Source organism: Dermatobacter hominis, from assembly GCF_020715685.1.
In the GTDB taxonomy this organism is placed as follows: Bacteria; Actinomycetota; Acidimicrobiia; order Acidimicrobiales; family Microtrichaceae; genus Dermatobacter; species Dermatobacter hominis.
The window spans coordinates 542,254-557,125 of record NZ_CP085840.1; the positions used below are offsets into that span (position 1 = coordinate 542,254).

General features: G+C 72.7%; 12 protein-coding genes. 9 read left to right on the forward strand and 3 right to left on the reverse strand.

The annotated features are described in order from the left end of the window. Nucleotides 1-90 precede the first annotated feature (90 nt). From LH044_RS02640 to LH044_RS02675, 8 genes are all read left to right on the forward strand, one after another. Nucleotides 91-1,665, forward strand: a complete 1,575-nt coding sequence (locus LH044_RS02640) for an acyl-CoA synthetase (RefSeq protein WP_227758247.1) — start codon at nucleotides 91-93, stop codon at nucleotides 1,663-1,665. A 78-nt stretch (nucleotides 1,666-1,743) separates the two neighbouring features. Continuing rightward, on the forward strand, nucleotides 1,744-2,511 hold the full coding sequence (locus LH044_RS02645) for a glycerophosphodiester phosphodiesterase family protein (RefSeq protein WP_227758248.1): 768 nt from the start codon (nucleotides 1,744-1,746) through the stop codon (nucleotides 2,509-2,511). Further along, a complete protein-coding gene (locus LH044_RS02650) occupies nucleotides 2,502-3,701 on the forward strand; it encodes a lytic transglycosylase domain-containing protein (RefSeq protein WP_227758249.1) in 1,200 nt (399 codons plus the stop codon). Before LH044_RS02645 ends, LH044_RS02650 begins: the two co-directional genes overlap by 10 nt. Nucleotides 3,702-3,870: 169 nt before the next feature. Further along, nucleotides 3,871-5,544 carry an ABC transporter substrate-binding protein gene (locus tag LH044_RS02655; RefSeq protein ID WP_227758250.1) on the forward strand — a complete coding sequence of 558 codons (1,674 nt, stop codon included), beginning with the start codon at nucleotides 3,871-3,873 and terminating at the stop codon, nucleotides 5,542-5,544. Between the two features lie 118 nt (nucleotides 5,545-5,662). Next, nucleotides 5,663-6,610 carry an ABC transporter permease gene (locus LH044_RS02660; RefSeq protein ID WP_227758251.1) on the forward strand — a complete coding sequence of 316 codons (948 nt, stop codon included), beginning with the start codon at nucleotides 5,663-5,665 and terminating at the stop codon, nucleotides 6,608-6,610. Continuing rightward, the gene (locus LH044_RS02665; protein WP_227758252.1) at nucleotides 6,597-7,568 is read left to right on the forward strand and encodes an ABC transporter permease; all 972 of its coding nucleotides are present in this window, start codon (nucleotides 6,597-6,599) and stop codon (nucleotides 7,566-7,568) included. Before LH044_RS02660 ends, LH044_RS02665 begins: the two co-directional genes overlap by 14 nt. Further along, nucleotides 7,565-8,815: an ABC transporter ATP-binding protein gene (locus LH044_RS02670; protein ID WP_227758253.1), complete on the forward strand. Its 1,251-nt coding sequence runs from the start codon at nucleotides 7,565-7,567 to the stop codon at nucleotides 8,813-8,815. Before LH044_RS02665 ends, LH044_RS02670 begins: the two co-directional genes overlap by 4 nt. Then, the gene (locus LH044_RS02675; RefSeq protein ID WP_227758254.1) at nucleotides 8,815-9,834 is read left to right on the forward strand and encodes an ABC transporter ATP-binding protein; all 1,020 of its coding nucleotides are present in this window, start codon (nucleotides 8,815-8,817) and stop codon (nucleotides 9,832-9,834) included. Before LH044_RS02670 ends, LH044_RS02675 begins: the two co-directional genes overlap by 1 nt. Nucleotides 9,835-9,936: 102 nt before the next feature. On the opposite strand, the gene LH044_RS02680 is transcribed toward LH044_RS02675, so the two are convergent. The 3 genes from LH044_RS02680 to LH044_RS02690 all read right to left on the reverse strand — a co-directional run bounded on the left by LH044_RS02680 (nucleotide 9,937) and on the right by LH044_RS02690 (nucleotide 12,955). Continuing rightward, nucleotides 9,937-11,397 (reverse strand): aminotransferase class V-fold PLP-dependent enzyme, encoded by a 1,461-nt coding sequence (locus LH044_RS02680; RefSeq protein ID WP_227758255.1) that lies wholly within the window; start codon nucleotides 11,395-11,397, stop codon nucleotides 9,937-9,939. Nucleotides 11,398-11,465: 68 nt separating this feature from the next. Then, complete coding sequence (locus LH044_RS02685) at nucleotides 11,466-12,107, reverse strand: DNA-3-methyladenine glycosylase family protein (protein WP_227758256.1); 642 nt, start codon at nucleotides 12,105-12,107, stop codon at nucleotides 11,466-11,468. Next, nucleotides 12,107-12,955: an enoyl-CoA hydratase/isomerase family protein gene (locus LH044_RS02690; protein WP_227758257.1), complete on the reverse strand. Its 849-nt coding sequence runs from the start codon at nucleotides 12,953-12,955 to the stop codon at nucleotides 12,107-12,109. Before LH044_RS02690 ends, LH044_RS02685 begins: the two co-directional genes overlap by 1 nt. 80 nt (nucleotides 12,956-13,035) lie before the next feature. On the opposite strand from LH044_RS02690, the gene LH044_RS02695 reads away from it, so the two are divergent. Continuing rightward, the gene (locus LH044_RS02695; RefSeq protein ID WP_227758258.1) at nucleotides 13,036-14,715 is read left to right on the forward strand and encodes an AMP-binding protein; all 1,680 of its coding nucleotides are present in this window, start codon (nucleotides 13,036-13,038) and stop codon (nucleotides 14,713-14,715) included. Nucleotides 14,716-14,872: the final 157 nt, after the last annotated feature.

Sequence of the window (14,872 nt, forward strand, 5' to 3'; positions counted from 1 at the left end):
GGCGGGGCGGGTCGCCCACGTGGGCGGGTCCCGCACGGGCCACCGCCACCGCCCGGACCGCTCCCGGTGCGCACGGGTACCGTGCCGCCCATGAGCGACGACAGGTTCTTCCCGGGGGTCCACGCAGCGAGCCGGCCGGACGCGATCGCCTACCGGGTGGTGGGCGCCGACGGTGCGCCGGCGGCCGAGGTCACCTACGCCGAGCTGCACGAGCGCGCCAACCGCATCGCCCACCTGTTCCGCAGCCTCGGGCTCGGGCCCGGCGACCACGTGGCGTTCTGCATGGAGAACCACCCGTGGTTCCTGTCGATCGCCTGGGGCGCCCACTACGCGGGGCTCTACTACACGGCGATCTCGTCGCGGCTCACGGCCGAGGAGATCGCCTACATCGTCGACGACTGCGGGGCGAAGGTCTTCATCACGTCGGCCTACAAGTCCGACGTGGCCGGCGCGGTCGCCGAGGCGACGCCGCTGGTCGAGCAGCGCTTCATGCTCGACGGCACGGTGCCGGGCTACGAGCCGTTCCTCGACGCGGTGGCGTCGCAGTCGGCCGAGGACCTGCCCGGCGCGGTCGAGGGCATGGACATGCTCTACTCCTCGGGTACGACGGGCCGGCCCAAGGGCGTCAAGGTGCCGCTGCGCGACGTCCCGCTCGGCACGCCCGACGCGCTGTACATGCTGGTGGCCGGGCTGTTCGGGGCGAACCCCGACACCGTGTACCTGTCCCCCGCGCCGCTGTACCACGCCGCCCCGCTGCGGTTCTGCATGCAGGTGCACCGTGCCGGCGGCACGGTCGTCGTGATGGAGCACTTCGACGCCGAGCAGGCACTGGCGAACATCGAGCGCTACGGGGTCACGTTCGGCCAGTTCGTCCCGACCATGTTCGTGCGGATGTTGAAGCTGCCCCAGGAGGTCCGGGACGGCTACGACGTGTCGTCGATCCAGGTGGCGGTGCACGCCGCCGCGCCGTGCCCGGTGACGGTGAAGCGCCAGATGATCGACTGGTGGGGCCCGGTCCTGCACGAGTACTACGCGGGCACCGAGGGCAACGGCTTCGTCTACACCGCCTCCGAGGACTGGCTGGCGCACCCGGGCACGGTCGGCAAGCCGATCGTGGGCACGCTGCACATCGTCGGCGACGACGGCGAGGAGCTGCCCGTCGGCGAGTCCGGCACCGTCTACTTCGAGTCCGAGGCGCAGTTCAGCTACCACAACGACCCCGACAAGACGGCCGAGTCGTACCTGCGCGACGGGTGGTCGACGCTCGGCGACGTGGGCTACGTGGACAGCGATGGCTTCCTGTACCTGACCGATCGCAAGGCCTACATGATCATCACCGGCGGCGTGAACGTGTACCCGCAGGAGGCCGAGAACGTGCTGACGATGCACCCGAAGGTGCTCGACGTGGCCGTCTTCGGCGTGCCGAACGACGACTTCGGCGAGGAGGTGAAGGCGGTCGTCCAGCCCGAGCAGATGCCCGCCGACGACGACGAGGCGGCCGCCCTGTCGGCGGAGCTGATCGCGTTCTGCCGCGAGCACCTCGCCGACGTGAAGTGCCCGCGCTCGGTGGACTTCCGCGAGGAGCTCCCCCGCCACCCCACCGGCAAGCTCTACAAGCGGCTCCTCAAGGACGAGTACTGGGCCGCCGCCGGCCGCACGATCTGAGCCCGCCGCACGATCTGGGGCCGGCCCGGCCCGCCCCCGCAGGGAGCCCGGGCCGACCTCGCCGGTAGCCTCGAACGGATGTCCCGGTACGCCTTCCTCGACGGGCCCACGCCGTTCGCGCTCGCCCACCGGGGCGGTGACGAGGTCGCGCCGGAGAACACGGCGCGGGCCTTCGCGGCCGCGGTCGATGCCGGCTACCGGTACCTGGAGACCGATGTCCACGTGAGCGCCGATGGCGAGCTGTTCGCCTTCCACGACGACGTGCTCGACCGGGTCACCGACCGCACCGGGGCGGTGGCGGCCCACACCGCGGCCGAGCTGCGCGAGGTGCGCATCGGCGGGACCGATCCGATCCCGACGCTCGACGAGCTGCTCGGCGCCTTCCCCGACGTCCGGTGGAACATCGACCCCAAGTCCGACGGCGCGGTGATCGCCCTGGCCCGGGCGCTGCGCCGCCACGACGCCGTCGACCGCGTGAACATCGGCGCGTTCTCCGACGAGCGGCTGGCGCGGGTGCGGGCGCTGCTCGGGCCCGACCTGTGCACCGCCGGCGGGCCGCGCGAGGTCGCGGCGCTGCTGGCCGCGTCGCGGGTGCCGGTGGCGCGGCGCCGCGGTCGCCGCCCCCGCTTCGGGTGCGTCCAGGTCCCCATCGCCTATCGGAACGTGACGGTGGTGACCCAGGCGTTCGTCGACGCTGCCCACGCCCGTGACGTCCAGGTCCACGTCTGGACCGTCGACGAGCCGGCCGAGGCGCACCGCCTGCTCGACCTCGGCGTCGACGCCCTCATCACCGACAAGCCCACCGTGATGAGGAAGGTGCTCGAGCACCGGGGCGCGTGGCGGTGATCGGCGCGGCGCTCGTGCTGGGCGCTGCGCTCCTCCTGCCGTCGCAGCCGGCGCCGCCGCCCCCGGTGCCGGTCGGGCTCAGCCCCGAGGTGGCGGCGCTGCCCGCCAGCTCCCGCACGCTCGACGCGGCCGAGTCCCGCCGGGACGCTGCGATGGCGACGCGCGACCGCGACGTGGCCGACCTGGCCGACACGCAGCGGTCGCTGGGCTCGGTGCAGGAGGAGGCCAGGGCGACCGCCGGGCTGCTCGGCCGCCGCCGGGCCGAGCTGGCGAAGGTCGAGGCCGCGCTCGAGGTGCGGCGTCGGGCCGTCCGGGCGATCGCGGCGGAGTGGTTCGTGTCGGGCACTGCGGACGACCGCTCCATGGACCCCGCCCTCGGTGCGGACGAGCTGCAGGAGCTCCGGCGCCAGGCGGTCCTCGGCGACGCGGCGGCGGGGGCGGCGGGCGACGCCGTCGCGTTCCTGTCGGCGCGGGCCGATGCGCTCCGCGCCGAGGTCGAGCGGCTGGCGCGCGGCGGCGAACGGCTCGGCGGCCGGGTCGACGAGCTGACGACGCGGGCGACGGAGCTGACCGCGGACGTCCAGGCCGACGAGGCTGCGGTGGCGTCCGCGGAGGAGGCGGTCACCAGCGCCCGGCTGAACGCCACGGTCGACGGCACCGACATCTCGACCGTCGCGCTGGACGCGTACTGGCGGGCGCAGCGCGCCCTGGCCCTGACCGACCCGGGGTGCCGGGTGAGCTGGTGGGCGCTCGCGGGCATCGGCCGGACCGAGAGCCGCCACGGCACCTACCTCGGCAGCGAGGTCGCAGCCGACGGGGCGGTGACGCCGCCGATCCTCGGCCCGCCGCTCGACGGCTCCAACGGGTTCCGGGTGGTGGCCGACAGCGACGGCGGCGCGCTGGACGGCGACGCCACGACCGACCGGGCGGTGGGGCCGATGCAGTTCCTCCCGAGCACGTGGCGGACGGTCGGGCGGGACGGCAACGGGGACGGCCGGGCCGATCCCGACAACGTGTACGACGCCGCGCTCGGCGCAGGCGCGTACCTCTGCCGGAGCGGGGACCTGTCGGGCGAGGCCGGGCTCCGGTCCGCCTACCTCACGTACAACCGCAGCCAGACCTACGTCGACACGGTGATCGGATTCGCCCACGGGTACCGCGACGCGCTGCCGCTCGCGGGGGCCTCCTGAGGGCGTGAGCGCACCGGCACGGTGCGCGCGGATGGCTCGTCCGAGGGGTGGCGAGCCGCGTTGACAGTGTCGCGAGCAGCACTAAAGTGCGCCCACCTGACCTGTGAAGGCCGTCACGGCGGGGCCGGATTCCGACGGACCAGGTCACTCACACCCAGGGGGTACAACGGTGGTTCGACGACGCTCGAGGAGCTCTCGCTGGTCGTGGTTGGCGGCCGGCGCGCTCGCGCTGGCGGTCATCGCCGCTGCGTGCGGCGGCGGCAGTGACGACAGTGGCAGCGGAGGCTCCGGTGGTGGCGGCGACGCCGACGCCGGCAAGCCCGTCAGCGGCGGGTCCGTGACCTACGGCCTGGAGGCCGAGAACAGCGGCGGTTGGTGCCTCCCCGAGGGCCAGCTGGCGATCGCAGGCATCCAGGTCGCCCGCACCATCTACGACACGCTGACCGCACCCGACGAGAACGGCGACTACCAGCCGTTCCTCGCCCAGTCGGTCGAGCCCAACGCCGACTTCACGCAGTGGACGATCAAGCTGCGCGAGGGCGTGAAGTTCCACGACGGCTCGGCGCTCGACGCCACGGTCGTGAAGAACAACCTCGACGCCTACCGGGGCGCCTACCCCGCCCGGAAGCCGCTGCTGTTCGTCTTCGTGCTGGACAACATCTCGGGCGTGAGCGTGGTGGACCCGCTGACGGTGCAGGTCACGACGAAGACCCCGTGGCCCGCGTTCCCGGCCTACCTGCACAGCTCGGGCCGCCTGGGCATGATCGCCCAGGCGCAGCTCGACGACCCGGCAACCTGTGACCGCAACCTGATCGGCACCGGCCCGTTCAAGCTGCAGGAGTGGAAGGTCAACGACCACCTGACGGCGGTCAAGAACCCCGACTACTGGCAGAAGGACGCCGACGGCACCCAGCTGCCGTACCTCGACGAGATCACCTACCGGCCGATCCCCGACGGTGACGCCCGTGTGAACGCGCTGCTCGCCGGCGAGCTCAACGCCATGCACACCTCGACGCCGGAGAACATCGACCGGCTGCGGACCGAGAAGGACAACGGCAAGGTCGCCCTCGTCGAGTCCGACAAGTTCGCCGAGGTCGCGTACGTGATGTTCAACTCGTCGAAGGCCCCCTTCGACAACATCAACGCCCGCCTCGCCGCCGCCTACGCAGTCGACCGCGACGCCTTCAACCAGGTCCGCAACCTCGGCCTGACGAAGGTGGCCTCCGGTCCGTTCGCCGAGGGCTCGGTCGGCTACCTCGAGGACGCCGGCTTCCCCAAGTACGACCTGGACAAGGCCAAGGAGTACGCGGCGAAGTACGAGCAGGAGACCGGCAAGACGCTCGAGATCACGGTGCTCACCACGCCGGACCCGTCGACCGTGAAGTCGGCGCAATTCATCCAGGAGCAGGTCGAGAAGGCCGGCTTCAAGGTGAACCTCAAGACCGTCGAGCAGGCGGCGCTCATCAACACGGCCCTCGGCTCGGACTGGAACGCCATGGCGTGGCGGAACCACCCGGGCGGCGCCCCGGACCTCCAGTACGTCTGGTGGAAGGGCGGCTCGCCGGTGAACTTCGGCAAGTTCAAGGACCCCGAGATGGACAAGCTGCTCGACGCCGGACGACTCGAGTCCGACAGCGCCAAGGCGGCGACGATCTACGAGGACGTCAACAAGCGCTTCGGCGAGCAGGTGTGGGACTCGTGGCTGAACTGGACGATCTGGGACGTCGCCTCGGCGCCCGACGTCCACGGCGTGTACGGCCCGGACCTGCCCGACGGCGGCAAGCCGTTCCCCGGTCTCGCCACCGGTCACCCGGTGAGCGCGATGTGGATCTCGCAGGGCTGAGCTGACATCGGTGGTGAGGTGACCCGGGTACGCTCGGGCGCCTCACCACCGGCTCACCGGCACCTCTCCACCCTCCGATCCTCCACCCGCCCCTCCCAGCGACAGGACGACTGCATCAGTGGGCATCGCGAAGAAGCTCGTACAGCTGGTCATCACCGTCATCCTCGTCACGCTGTTCGCGTCCTTCCTGCTCGAGCTGCTGCCCGGCGACCCGGTCGAGGTGCTGGTCCCGTTCGGGAGCGACGAGCAGCGTGAGCTGGTCCGCGAGGAGACGGGCCTCGACCAGCCCTTCATCGTCCGCTACGGCGAGTGGCTGGGCGGCTTCGTCACGGGCGACCTCGGCAACTACTACACGGTGAGCTCGAGCCGACCCGTCTCCGGACGGGTCGTCGACTCGCTGCCGCCGACCATCCTGCTGATGGTCTACGCACAGGTGCTCGCGCTCATCATCGCCATCCCGGTCGGCGTGATCGCCGCCTACCGGCAGGGGACGTGGTTCGACCGATTGTCGAACACGTCCGCGTTCGCGATGTTGGCGATCCCCACGTTCGCGCTCGGCTTCGTGCTGCAGTACTACATCGGCGTCAAGCTGGGGTGGGCCGACACCGGTGGCTACACCGCGCTGCAGGAGTCGGTCCCCGACCACGTGCGGTCGATGATCCTGCCGACGATCACACTGGCGGTCGGCCAGGTCGCGGTCTACATGCGCCTGCTGCGCAGCGACATGATCGCCACGCTGCAGCAGGACTTCATCACGATGGCCAAGGCCAAGGGCATCACGACCAAGCGGATCCTGTTCCGCCACGCCCTCCGCCCGTCGTCGCTGACGCTGCTGACCGTGGCCGGCCTCAACATCGGCACGCTGATCGGCGGCGCGCTGATCATCGAGGTCGTCTTCAACATCCCCGGCCTCGGCTACCTGATGGGCGAGGCCATCGCCACACGCCAGATCGTGGCCTTCCAGTCGATCGTGGCGATCATCGCGATCTTCTACGTGGTCGTGAACTTCCTGGTCGACATCCTCTACACCGTCCTCGATCCACGGATCCGACATGCCGGCAACTGATCCCGTCCCCACCCGCGACCCGTCGATCATGAACCTCGATCCGTCGATCGAGGTCTACGGGCTCGCGGTCGACTCCGACCAGCTCGAGCCGGTCCCCGCCGACGGGCGGCGGCGGCGCAGGGGCATGGGCGTGGCCGCCTGGATCGCGCTGATCTGGCTGGTCGGCCTGCTGCTGCTGGCGATCTTCGCCCCGCTGCTGCCCTTCATCCCCGACCCCAACGAGTCGTTCGCCGAGATCGCCCGCCAGGGCCCGGTCAGCGGCCACCTGCTCGGTGGCGACGCCAACGGCCGGGACCTCCTGGCCCGCATCATCTACGGCACCCGCGCGTCGTTCGCGATCGGCTTCGGGGCCGTGGCCTTCGGCCTCGTGATCGGCGGCCTCCTCGGCCTGGCCACCGGCTTCTTCCGGGGCAAGGTCGACGCCATCATCACGCCGATCATGACGATCCTGCTGGCGATCCCGCAGTTCGTCCTGGCCCTGTCCCTAGTGACGGTACTCTCCTCGGGCGACCAGGTGAGCAGCGTGCAGCGCATCGGCGTGGTCGTGCTCGGCCTGGGCATCGTGTCGATCCCGATCCTCGGCCGCATCACCCGGGCCAACACCCTGAGCTGGTCCGAGCGGGAGTTCGTGCTGGCGGCCCGGGCGATGGGCGCCAAGAACTGGCGGATCATGCTCCGGGACATCCTCCCGAACGTGTTCCCCGCGATGCTGTCGATCTCGCTGCTCGGCGTGGGCATCGCCATCGTCGCCGAGGGCGGACTGAGCCTCTTCGGCGTCGGCGTCCAGCCCCCCACCCCGTCGTGGGGGAACATCATCTCCGAGAACAAGGACCAGTTGAACCGGGCGCCGCACATCGTGATGTTCACGATCGTCGTGCTGTTCCTGACCGTGCTGGCCCTGAACTACCTGGCCGACGTGGTCAGCAAGCGCTTCGAGGTGCGGGAGAGCGTGCTGTGACCAGCCCAGACGTGATCGACGGCCGGACCGCCACGGGCGTGCCCGGCTCCGGACCCCTGCTCGACGTGCAGGACGTGGCCACCCAATTCCGCTCGCCCCGCGGCCTCGTGCGGGCCGTGGACGGCGTGTCCTTTTCGCTCGAGCGGGGCCGCTGCCTCGGCATCGTGGGCGAGTCGGGCTCGGGCAAGTCGGTGCTGTCCCGCTCGATCATGGGCCTGCTGCCGTCGACGGCGGAGCGCTCGGGCACCGTGGTGTTCGAGGGCAAGGACATCTCCGCGCTCGACGCCGAGGGCTACCGCGAGCTCTGGGGCACCGAGATGGCGATGGTGTTCCAGGACCCGATGACGGCGCTCAACCCCGTCATGAAGGTCGGGAACCAGATCACCGAGTCCCTGCGGTACCACCTCGACATGGACAAGGGCGAGGCCAAGGAGACGGCGGTCGCCCTGCTCAAGGCGGTTCGCATCCCCGAGGCCGAGCAGCGCTTCTCCGCCTACCCGCACGAGATGTCGGGCGGCATGCGCCAGCGGGTCGTGATCGCGATCGCCCTGGCCTGTGGCCCGAAGCTGCTCTTCGCCGACGAGCCGACGACGGCGCTCGACGTGACCGTGCAGGCGCAGATCCTCGACCTGCTCGCCGAGCAGCAGCGAGAGCGCTACATGGCGATGATCCTCGTCACCCACGACCTCGGCGTCGTGGCGTCCCGGGCGCAGGAGATCGCGGTGATGTACGCCGGCCGCATCGTGGAGCGGGCGCCGACGCACGCGCTGTTCGCCGACATGCAGATGCCGTACACCGAGGCGCTGCTCGCGGCGATCCCGAAGCTCGGCGACCCGTCGCACACGCGCCTCGCCGCCATCGGCGGTCGTCCGCCCGACCTGGTGAACCCGCCGGCGGGCTGCCCGTTCAGCCCCCGCTGCCCGTACGCCCGGGAGCGCTGCCACGTCGAGACGCCCACGCTCCAGGAGAACCCGAACACCCCGGGCCACGTGTTCGCCTGCTTCTACCCGGTGTCGTCGCCCGAGACGCTCGAGATCAAGGACCGCCTGGCCGCGCAGCGCCTCATGGCGGTCGCTCCCCCGCCCGACGGGGCCACGGCCGTGCCGCCCACCCCACCGCCTGCGCCGCCGACGCCGCCACCCGCGCCGCCGGCCGCCGGCACCGAGGTGCCGCCCACCCCGCCGCCGCCCCCGCCGCCCGTGACCGGGCCGACCGACGGCGCGACGCCCCCAGGAGGGAACAGCTGATGGCCGGTAGCGGCTCCGCGCACCTGCGCGCCGCCGAGGACGTGCTCCTCCGGGTCGAGAACCTCGTCGTCGACTTCCCCGCCGGTCGCAAGCAGAAGGTCTCGGCGGTGGCCAACATCTCGTTCGACGTCGCCCAGGGCGAGACCCTCGGCCTCGTCGGCGAGTCGGGCTGCGGCAAGTCGACGACCGGCAAGGCGATCATGCAGCTGCCCCGGCCGACCCGTGGCTCGGTCCGCCTCGACGGGACCGAGCTGACCGCGCTGGCCGGCGCCGACCTGCGCAAGTTCCGCCCCCGGATGCAGATGATCTTCCAGGACCCGATCAGCTCGCTGAACCCCCGGCGCACGGTGTCGCAGATCGTGGGCGAGCCGCTGTCGATCTGGAAGACGGGCGACGCCACCTCACGGGCCGGCAAGGTCGAGGAGGTGCTGACCGCCGTGGGCGTGGACCCGGTGGCGGCGACGGAGCGCAAGCCGCACGAGTTCTCGGGCGGCCAGTGCCAGCGCATCTCGATCGCCCGGGCCGTGATCACCGACCCGCAGCTGATCATCTGCGACGAGCCGGTCTCGGCGCTCGACGTGTCGGTCCAGGCCCAGATCCTGAACCTGCTCGAGGACATGAAGGCCCGCTACGGGCTGACGCTCGTCTTCGTGGCCCACGACCTGGCGGTCGTGAAGAACGTGTCGGACCGCGTGGCGGTCATGTACCTGGGCAAGATGTGCGAGATCGGCCCGCCCGACGTCCTCTACGCGCACCCGGCCCACCCGTACACCGAGGCGCTGGTGGCGGCGATCCCGATGCCGGACCCGTCGATCGACGCGTCGGCGACCGAGCACCTCGGCGGCGAGCTGCCGTCGCCGCTCGACCCGCCGTCCGGGTGCCGGTTCCGGACCCGCTGCCCGCGGGCCCAGGAGCTGTGCGCGAGCGCCGAGCCGCAGATGCAGAAGGTGGCCGAGGAGCACTACGTGGCCTGCCACTTCCCGCTCGAGACCCCCGTGGCGGAGCCCGGCGTCCACTGACGCGCTGACAGCTCGTCTCGCCGTCCGTGAGGGCGCCGGCGCTGTCCAGCACCGGCCGGCGCTCGGGTTGCGTCGGCCGTGCTCACGCGGCGTCGGCGTTGCTCAGGCGGTGTCGGCCGACAGCGGTGGCACCGGCGGCGGCGCGCCGAGCTCGTCGACGCCGCGGTCGAGCAGGCCCTCGAGGAGCGCGACGAGCGCCCGGACGTCTGACGGGTTGGACGACATGCCGAGCGAGACCCGCAGTGCGCTGACGCCCACGTCGCGGCGCTCGCGGAAGGCCTGGTCCACCTCGCACAGCGACACCGGGACGGTCGTCCCGGCCGGGAGGTCGAGGAACGGCCGGATGTCCTCGGCCGCGACGTCCCGGGCGGTCTCCCCGGCCCCCGGGTTGCAGAAGCAGCCGGTGCGCAGCGAGATCCCGGCGCGGGTGGCCATCTGCGCCACCAGCCGGTCGGGCACCTCCCGCCCGTGCGGGTCGGCGAGGACGAACGCCACGGTGCCCCCGCGGTCCACCGGCTCCCAGGGCCCGAGGACCCGGACGAGCGGCGAGCCGTTGGCGTGGCGGAGCGCCTGCAGTCGCTCCAGCAGGAAGGCGGTCAGGACCTGGACGCGGTCGTGGACGGCCCGCACGTCGATCCGCTCCATGAGCTCGATGCCGGCGGTGACCGCCGGCAGCGACAGGAAGTCGAGCGTGCCGTCCTCGAAGCCGGCGTGGCCCGGCACGAGCCGGTGGCCGTCGGCCGCGACCGACGCGACGGCGATCGTCCCACCGGCGAACCACGGTCGTCGCAGCTCCGCCAGGGCCTCCTTGCGGGCGATCAGGGCGCCCACGCCGGTCGGGTAGCCGAAGACCTTGTAGAACGACAGCGAGACGAAGTCGGGGCGGTGGCGGTCGAGCCGCAGCGGGTTGGTCGGTGCGTAGGCGGCGGCGTCGAGCAGCACGCGCCAGCCGGCGGTGCCCGACGGGTACGGGTGCTGGACGCCGGAGTAGTTCGACTGGGCCGGGAAGGCGAGCAGCCCCGGCGGCCCGGCCAGGGCCCGGCGCAGGGCGTCGTCGTCGAGCCGGAGGTCGGGGGTGAGCACGGGCACGTACGTGACGGGCGCGCCGGCGCGGCGGGCGTGCTCGCGGACGCCGTTGACGGAGTTGTGGTTGTCGCTCGACAGCACCAGCGGCCGGTCGGGTGCGAACGGGAACGACTCGCCGACGAGCCGGATGGCGCCCGTGGCGTTCGGTGTGAACACGCAGGCGTACTCGTCGGGATCGGCGGAGCAGAAGCGCAGCACGGCGGCGCGGGCCCGCTCGACCATCTCGGTCATGGGCCTCGACGTCGGGTTGTCGGAGTGCGGGTTGCCGAGCACCTCGCCCTGCAGGAGCTCGAGGTGGTCGCGCACCAGCGACTCGGGGTAGAGCCCGGCACCGGTGTGGTCGAGGTACACGTGCCCCTGCGCGTCGAGCCGCGAGAACTCGTCGCGCCGCAGCTGGTCGAGGTGCTCGGTGGCCCGCAGGCGCTCGTCCAGCCAGGCGCCGTCGATCCGTTCCCTGTCCCGGTCGCGGAGCTCCATCCGGCGAGTCTTCCCCATCCGCTGGGCGGGGGCCCGTCGCGACCCTCGTGGGGCGACGCCGAGCCGGCTCAGGTCGACGGCGTGACGGTGTCGACCTCGCGCCAGCACCACCACGCCACGACGGACCGGTACGGGGCGTACGGGTCGCCGAGCGAACGCATCTCCTTCTCGGTGGGGACGGCGTCCCAGCCGTGCGCCCGCGCCAGCCCGGCGCGCACGCCGTAGTCGCCGACCGGCCACACGTCGATGCGGCGCAGGTCGAACAGGAGGAACATGTGGGCCGTCCACGGGCCGATCCCCCGGACGACGGTCAGGTGCTCGACGACGGCGTCGTCGTCGAGCCGGCCGATCCGGTCGAGCCGGACGGTGCCGTCGTGGACCTTGAGCGCCAGGTCGAGCAGCGCCGCGGTCTTGGCGCCCGAGAGGCCGGCGGCCCGCAGCGCGTCGGGGCCGGCGTCGAGCACCGCCTCGGGGGTGAAGGGTCGCCCGACGGCGTCGACGACGCGTCCCCAGATGGTCGCCGCGGCCCGGCCGGCGAGCTGCTGGTAGGCGATCGACGACGCCAGCGCCTCGAACCGCTGCTGGGCCGCGGGGCCCTTCGGGAGGCGGGGCGGCCCGTGCCGGTCGTGGAGCCCGGCGAGCACCGCGTCGCGCTCGGCCAGCGCCGCGGCCGCGGCGGACCAGGCCGGCCGCGTGGACGGGCCCGGCATCAGCGGTTCCGGAACTGCGGAGGGCGCTTCTGGATGAAGGCGGTGGCGGCCTCGGCCATGTCCTCGGTGAACGAGGTCATGATCTGGGTCCGGTTCTCCAGGTCGATGCCGGCCTGGAGGCTGCCGACCTCGAGCTGGGACCACGCCACCTCCTTGGTCATCCACACGCCGGTCGGGCTGTTGGCGGCGATGAGGCGGGCGGTCTGGACAGCCGATTCGAGCAGCTCCTCGTCGGGGACCACCCTCGTGACCAGGCCGATCCGGTCGGCCTCCTCGGCGTCCACCAGGCGGCCGGTCAGCATCAGCTCCCAGGCCCGGGACGCCCCGATCAGCCGGGGCAGCAGCCAGGACACACCGATGTCGCAGCCCGACAGGCCGATCCGCACGAAGGCGACGTTGAAGCGGGCGCTGCCACCGGCGATGCGCACGTCGGAGGCGAGCGCCAGGGCGAGCCCGCCGCCCGCGGCGGGGCCGTTGACGGCGGCGATCACCGGGATCCGGAGCCCTCGGAGGGCCGGGACCAGGGTGGCGATCCGCTGCTGGAGGTCCATCCCGCGCTGGACCGGACCACGGCCCTCGGGAGACGCCGACGCGGTCGGCGAGGCGTCGAAGAGATCCAACCCGGCGCAGAAGCCCCGTCCGGCCCCGGTCAGGATCACGACACGGGCCCCCTCGTCGGTCCGGAGCTCGGCGATCCGCTCGTGGAGCTGGTCGATCAGGGCGCCGTCCATCGCGTTGAGGCGCTCCGGGCGGTCGAGGGTCAGCACCCTGACGCCGGCGTCCAGCGGGTCGTCGTCGGCAGCCAGGCGCTCCAGTCGGACGACGGTGGTCGGCGAGGTGTCGCTCATGGACGCATCCTGCCAGCATGTCGGCCGATGGCACGGCTGAGCGGTGGTCGACGGGGCCGACGGGTGGAGCGGAGCGGTCGGTGGAGCTGAACGTCGCGTCGATCACCGAGGCGGTCGCCGCGGCCCACCCGGACCGGGACTGCCTGGTGTTCCGGGACCGGCGGCTGACCTGGGCCGACGTGCGGGACCGCACCCGGCGCCTGGCGACGGTGCTGCACGACGCGGGCCTCGGCGTCCGGGCGCCGTTCGGGTCGGGCGATCGGTGGGACTCGGTCCACGACCACGTGGCGCTCTACCTGCACAACGGCAACGAGTACCTCGAGGGCATGGTCGGGGCGTGGAAGGCCCGCGGCGCGCCGTTCAACGTCAACTACCGCTACGTCGCCGAGGAGCTGCGCTACCTGCTCGACGACGCCGCCACCGCGGCGATCGTCGTGCACGAGTGCTTCACCCCGACGCTCGCCGAGGTGCTGCCCACGTTGGCCCGGCCCCCGGCGGTCGTGCTGCAGGTCGCGGACGGCAGCGGGCACGGCCTGCTGCCCGGGGCGGTCGACTACGAGGCCGCCCTCGCCGCGGTCGCGCCCGCCGGCGCCGAGGTGGTCCTGCCCGCCGAGCTCGTCGACGGCTGGTCGGGCGACGACCTGTACCTCTGCTACACGGCCGGCACGACCGGCATGCCGAAGGGGGCCATGTGGCGCCAGGAGGACTTCCTCGTGGCCGCGCTCGGCGTCCGCAGGCGTGACGGGTCCGACTTCACGTCGATGGACGAGATCGTCGAGGCGGCCGATCGGTCGACGCTCCGGGCCCTGCCCGCTCCCCCGCTGATGCACGGCGCCGCCCACTGGAACGCGCTGTCGTGCTGGATCGCGGGCGGCACGGTGATCATCCAGGACCACCCGGAGCACCTCGATCCCGACGACCTCCTCCGCACCGTCGAGCGGCACCGGGCGACCTCGTTGCTGGTCGTCGGCGACCCCGTCGCCCGTCCGCTGGCCGACGCGCTGGCGACGGCCCGGGCGGAGGGCCGGTCCCCCGACCTGTCGTCGCTGCGCCACCTGCTGTCGGGCGGTGCGGTCCTGTCCCCCGCGCTGAAGGCCGAGCTGCTCTACCTGGTCCCGGGGCTGACGATCGTCGACGTGCTCGGCTCCACGGAGTCCGGGCGCCAGGGCGTGTCCAACGTGCGGGCCGGCGACGACGCCGCGAAGGGCTTCGCCCCGTCGTCGACCGCCGTCGTGCTCGACGAGGCGAAGGTGCGGCGGCTCGATCCCGGCGATCCCGAGGTGGGCTGGCTCGCCCAGTCGGGTCGCGTCCCGCTCGGGTACCTCGGCGACCCGGTCAAGACGGCAGCCACGTTCCCCGAGGTCGACGGCGTGCGGTACGCGGTCGCGGGCGACCGGGCCCGGCTGCGGGCCGACGGGACGATCGAGCTGCACGGCCGCGATTCGGTGTGCATCAACACCGGCGGCGAGAAGGTCTTCGCCGAGGAGGTCGAGACGGCCCTCAAGACCCACCCCGCGGTCTTCGATGCCGTCGTCTGCGGCCGGCCGTCGGCGCGGTGGGGCCAGGAGGTCGTGGCGCTCGTGCACCTCCGCGACGGCGCCGAGGTGTCCGACGAGGAGCTGCGCGGCACCGCGGCCGAGCACCTCGCCCGCTACAAGCTGCCCAAGGCGGTCGTGCGGCTGCCGGCGCTCGTGCGCTCGCCGTCCGGCAAGGCGGACTACCGCTGGGCCCAGGCGGTCGCGGCCGAGCACGCCCGCTGACCGGCCGTCCCCTGCCTCCCGGACGGCCGTCCACCCCCGCCTCCCGGACGGCCCACCCCGCCTCCCGGACGGCCCACCCCGCCTCCCGGACGGCCGTCCACCCCCGCCTCCCGGACGGCCGTCCACCCCCGCCTCTCGGACGGCCGTCCACCCCCGC